The sequence below is a fragment of the Gemmatimonadota bacterium genome (assembly GCA_026706345.1).
Taxonomy (GTDB): Bacteria; JAAXHH01; JAAXHH01; order JAAXHH01; family JAAXHH01; genus JAAXHH01.
Map to the genome: position 1 here is coordinate 35,584 of JAPOYX010000178.1, position 4,771 is coordinate 40,354.

Annotated in this window: 5 protein-coding genes; 2 read left to right on the forward strand and 3 right to left on the reverse strand. The window is 59.1% G+C overall.

Features of this window, described 5'->3' with window-relative positions; genetic code table 11:
* The coding region (locus OXG98_12135) for an ABC transporter substrate-binding protein (GenBank protein MCY3772750.1) at positions 1 to 587 on the forward strand (587 nt) is incomplete at its 5' end.
* 48 nt (positions 588 to 635) lie between these two features.
* On the opposite strand, the gene aroA is transcribed toward OXG98_12135, so the two are convergent.
* From aroA to OXG98_12150, 3 genes are all read right to left on the reverse strand, one after another.
* Positions 636 to 1,892: a 3-phosphoshikimate 1-carboxyvinyltransferase gene (gene aroA, locus OXG98_12140; protein MCY3772751.1), complete on the reverse strand. Its 1,257-nt coding sequence runs from the start codon at positions 1,890 to 1,892 to the stop codon at positions 636 to 638.
* Between the two features lie 148 nt (positions 1,893 to 2,040).
* Complete coding sequence (locus OXG98_12145; GenBank protein MCY3772752.1) at positions 2,041 to 2,805, reverse strand: phytanoyl-CoA dioxygenase family protein; 765 nt, start codon at positions 2,803 to 2,805, stop codon at positions 2,041 to 2,043.
* A 12-nt stretch (positions 2,806 to 2,817) separates the two neighbouring features.
* Positions 2,818 to 3,414: a GDSL-type esterase/lipase family protein gene (locus tag OXG98_12150; protein ID MCY3772753.1), complete on the reverse strand. Its 597-nt coding sequence runs from the start codon at positions 3,412 to 3,414 to the stop codon at positions 2,818 to 2,820.
* Positions 3,415 to 3,661: 247 nt separating this feature from the next.
* Between OXG98_12150 and OXG98_12155 the strand changes: the two genes are divergently transcribed.
* A complete protein-coding gene (locus tag OXG98_12155) occupies positions 3,662 to 4,669 on the forward strand; it encodes an NAD(P)-dependent alcohol dehydrogenase (GenBank protein ID MCY3772754.1) in 1,008 nt (335 codons plus the stop codon).
* The last annotated feature ends 102 nt before the right edge of the window (positions 4,670 to 4,771 follow it).

Sequence of the window (4,771 nt, forward strand, 5' to 3'; positions counted from 1 at the left end):
CCGCGTTGAAGGACACCCAGCGTTACGATCCCGAACTTGCACGCGGCCTGCTGGCCGAGGCCGGATATCCGGGCGGCCGGGGATTCCCCTCCGTGGACGTCTGGCTCCGCAACGATCCGAATCGCATCATGGCCGCCGAGGCCGTTTCAGGGATGCTTTCCAATAACCTGGGCCTCAGGGTGGGCGTGCGGAACATGGAGCCCCGGGTCTACAGCGAGGCCATGGCCCAGTACCGGATCGACCTCAGCCTGATCCCCTTCCAGTACGATTTCCCCGATCCCCACAACCTCCTCGGCATGGTCTGGCACTCCCAGCCCGTGGGCGCGGGCCGGCACGACTGGATGAACACGGAGTTCGACCGGCTGGTCGATGAGGCGGCGCGGGAGACCGACGAGGAACGCCGGTTCGAGATGTACAAAGAAGCGGAACGAATCCTGGTCGAGGACGTGGGCGGCGTCTTCCTCTACCACGACTACTTCCTGCAGCTCCGCAAACCCTGGCTGGCGGGCTGGAAAAAGGACTCCACGGGCCAGGAACCCTTCTTCATCGATAATTCCACGATTACGGATCTGTATGTACGGCGGTAGGGTGCAGTGCGTAGGACGGCAGGAACCGGCCGACAGAAACCGGCGGGTTTATCGTACCCGCGCCAGGTCCTCCCAGAATCTCGGATAAGTCTTCCCGACCACATCTGGATCGAGGATATTCAGATTCCCGAGGCAGGTTCCGAGCACCGCGAAGCTCATGGCCATGCGGTGATCTTGGTAAGTTTCGATATCGACGTTACCCGGGGTGTTGCCGGTCCTTGCCGGCAGTTCCGCCACCTCGATGAAATCGTCGCCGGTCGCAACGTCCACGCCGATTTTCCGCAGTTCGGTCGCGGGGCATTCGATCCGGTCGCACTCCTTGTGCTTCAGCGTGCCGATTCCGGTTATGCGCGTCATGCCTGGAATCAGAGGCGATATGGCGATCAGGGTCAAGGCGGCATCCGGAATGTCCTCGCAGTCGATTTCTCCCTCCGTCGGCCGTACACAGCCCCCCTCCGGACCATCTATGACGGTCCTTTCATTGTCCAGCTGCACGCGGGCTCCCAGGCGCTCACAAATGGAAAGAAACCGGATATCGCCCTGACAGGTATTGGCGCCGAGGTTCTCGAAAACAACTCTTCCACCGTGAATCAGGGCGAGTGCCGCGAAGTAAGATCCGGCGGAGGCATCGCCTTCCACGGTCCGGGAACCGGAACGGTACTGCTGCGGCGTGACGTCGAATCGATGGTAGTCGTCGTTTACCACTTCGACCCCGAACTTACGCATTTCATTGAGCGTAATGTCGACGTATGGTCTGCTGACCAGATCGCCTTCGACCCGAATTTCAAGGCCGTCGGGCAGCAAGGGAGCAATCTGCAGGAGTGCGGAAAAGAACTGGCTGGACACATCGCCTTTCATCCGGGCTGAGGTGTGAAACTTGCTGGGGCCTTTTATGGAAACGGGGAGGCATCCATCGTTTGAGGATGAGGTTAATCCTCCCAGTTGCTCTACGGCATCAAGCAGGGGAAGATTCGGTCTCTCTTTGAGGCTACCCTGTCCTTCAAGTCGGGTTTCTTCAGTCCTCAGGGCGGAGAGGGCGATCAGGAACCGGGCAGAAGTACCGCTAAGTCCGAGGCCGAGAACTACGGGTCCTTCCACGAAACGGCCGCCTCTTCCTTCAATGGTCAACTTTCGATAGTCTTCCCGCGATACGATGGCTATCCCCAACATTTCCAGACATTCCACCATTTCGCGTGTGTCGTCACAGTCGCAGGGCGACGCGATCTCGGTCGTTCCCTCGGCCAGTGCTGCGAGGATCAGGTTCCGGAGCGTTATAGATTTGCTTCCGGGCAGGTCCATATCCATATTAAAACTATTACTAATAGTATTAATACGCATCGTAATATAATCTCTTCAAATACAGAGCCACTACATCAAACGCTTTCCTTTTGACGCGAATACCGATGGATTCGCTGTTCCCTGAAATCCTGCGTCCCAGTGTCGGCGCGTTCACTTAAACGCATCCCTCGTAAGCCCTGCCGGACACGAGGTCGTAATCGGGCATGGTACCGCTTCCGATGTACTTTGATCGCGCATCCATGTACGCGACGGTCAATCCGATCCGCCGGTGGTCACTGGAATTCGCGTCGGTCCGATGGAGTGCCAGGCTGTGGTGGAACGAACAACTGCCGGCCTTCAAGGGTACGGCCACCTCCCGTTCGTAACCGACGTGGGCGTCCTCAACACGAAAATCCTCGAGGTGTTTATGCTCGATCACCCCCGCCTTGTGGGAACCGGATATGAATCGCATACACCCGTTGTCCTCGGTGGCGTCGTTCAGGGCGATCCAGCAGATCACGAGGTTGGGCGGATCGATACTCGTCCAGTAGGCCGAATCCTGGTGGGGCGGTTTCGCCGAACCCACCCGGGGCGGCTTGCAGAGGGTCTGGTCCACATAGATCTTGAGATCCGGGCCGATCAGGTTCCGGACCACGTCGAGGATTTTCGGATGGCGTGCCAACTCCATGAAAACCGGGTCGTGTTTCGTCAGGTTCCAGATCTTGCGCACGTTATTGAAGCGTACGGGATCGGCCTGCGCCTCGCAACGTTCCACACCCGGTTCGATTTGAACGTACTCGGCCGGGAAATCGACCAATTCGTTGCCGATGTCTTCAAGGCGCTGGTGAAGCGCTTTGACCTCGAGAGGGGTCAGCAGGTCCTCGTACGGAAGAAACCCCTGTTCGTTGAACTGGTCGACCTGTGCCTGCGTCAACGACACAACTTGCCTCCTTTAAGATGCATGGAACCACCACTCCGGCCAGGCGAGCACCAGTTCCGCCAGCGCGGCATAGCCTCCTTCACCCGGATGAATGCAGTCGCCGAGCGCCGCTTCGTTTTGCCAGACTCCACCGGCATGTAGTTTGTTGATTACCTCGAGATAGGGTACGCCGACTCTACCGGCGATCTCGCCGATAAGCGACGAAATCTCCGCTCTTCGGCCGTGTTCGTCGTCGTCGATCCCGGGCGGCGGTCCGATCATCAACGTGGGAAACAGGGATCGCGCGCGGGACAGGGTCTCTTCGGTGTTGCGCACCGTATCGGCCCGATCCACGCGCGTCTTCCCATCCTCGATCCAGCAGTCATTCGCGCCGAAGCCGAACACCACCCGGCCGTCGTGAGGTATAAGACGCCTTGCCTCCACTTCCCGTTCCCATCGCCGGAGCACGTCGGCGCTCGTATCGCCGCGGATTCCCAAGTTGTAACAGGTGATGGCGGTCTCAGCCGACCTCGACGCGGCACATGCCCGTCCCGGCCAGCCGAGATACGCCGGGTCGCCGGTCCCGTTCACGTAGGAATCACCGATGAAGTATATACGTATGTCTTCCACTACCTTGCGATCCTCTCCGTTGTTCGTCCAACTGTCCTGACTCGTACAGACCGATCTGTCCGCGGTTTATCGATCCCTGTTTATTGCTCAATACGCAATCTGATCAAAGCATCCGGAAACGCTCTAAGCATACGAATTACTGGTGTATTTATCAATTGCCAATTTCGTCGCGGGATGGAAAATTGGTAGTGGATATCAGCCTCTGGCGTACGTCGTATGGCAGACAGGCTTTTACAGGGCAATAAACATGCGCGCATATGTAATTGATCACAACCTGGCTACCGCAGCCGATTTGCCGGAGCTTGGGGGACCCGGACCCGGCGAGGCGCTCGTCAGGGTCCGATCCGTTTCACTGAACTATCGTGACCTCATGGTTGCCAGGGGCAGGTACGGCAAGCCGTTCGAGGGGACGTTCGTCGCCGGGTCCGACATGGCGGGCGATGTTTTGAAAACGGGACCGGACGTAAAGGAAATCCGGCCGGGTGACCGGGTCGTGAACGCGCCTTTCCTGCATTGGCCCGCCGGGAGACTCACGCCTGACCGGATGAAGACCCTGGTGGGAGCGGGTGGCGTGGGCGGGGTCCTGTGCGAAGAGGTGCTGTATCCCGCGGACGCCCTGGTTCCCATGCCACCCCATTTCTCGCACCACGAGGGATCGACATTGCCGATTGCCGGGCTGACCGCCTGGGCATCGGTCGTATCGCAGGGTGATGTGCAGGCCGGGGAGTGGGTTCTGCTCCACGGAACGGGCGGTGTTTCCGTTTTTGCGGCCCAGTTGACGCGCATCATGGGTGCGCGAGTGCTGCTGACCACGTCGTCCGAAGAGAAATCCAGCCGGATGAAAGCGGAATTCGGTGTGCTGGAGACCTTTGACTACCGGGACGAGGGATGGCCGGAACAGGTTCGTTCTTGTACCGGCGGGGCCGGGGTCGACCTGGTCGTGGACGTGGCGGGCGGCCAGACCTTCGCGAAATCCCTGAAGGCCTGCGCACTGCATGCCCGGGTATCGCTCGTGGGCATCCTGGACGGATTCGAAACGCGTCTCAATCCCTTCGACATCATCGGCCGGCAAATCCAGGTACGGGGAATTTACACTTCCTCCACCGACGATCTGTACGACCTGGTCAGGGCCTGCGAAGCGTCGGGACTCAGGCCCTGCATCGACCGGGTGTTTCCCTTCGATGAAGTACCCGCGGCCTACGACTACCTCGAATCCCAGCGGCATCTCGGCAAGATCGTATGTGCGTTGTCCTGACATTCCCTCCCTGCCAGTATAGCTAAAGCAAGATCCGACTCTGCAAAGCCGGCGCCATACCTGAGATTCGCGTAACTGCTTGTTTACGGCTCAGAGGATCTT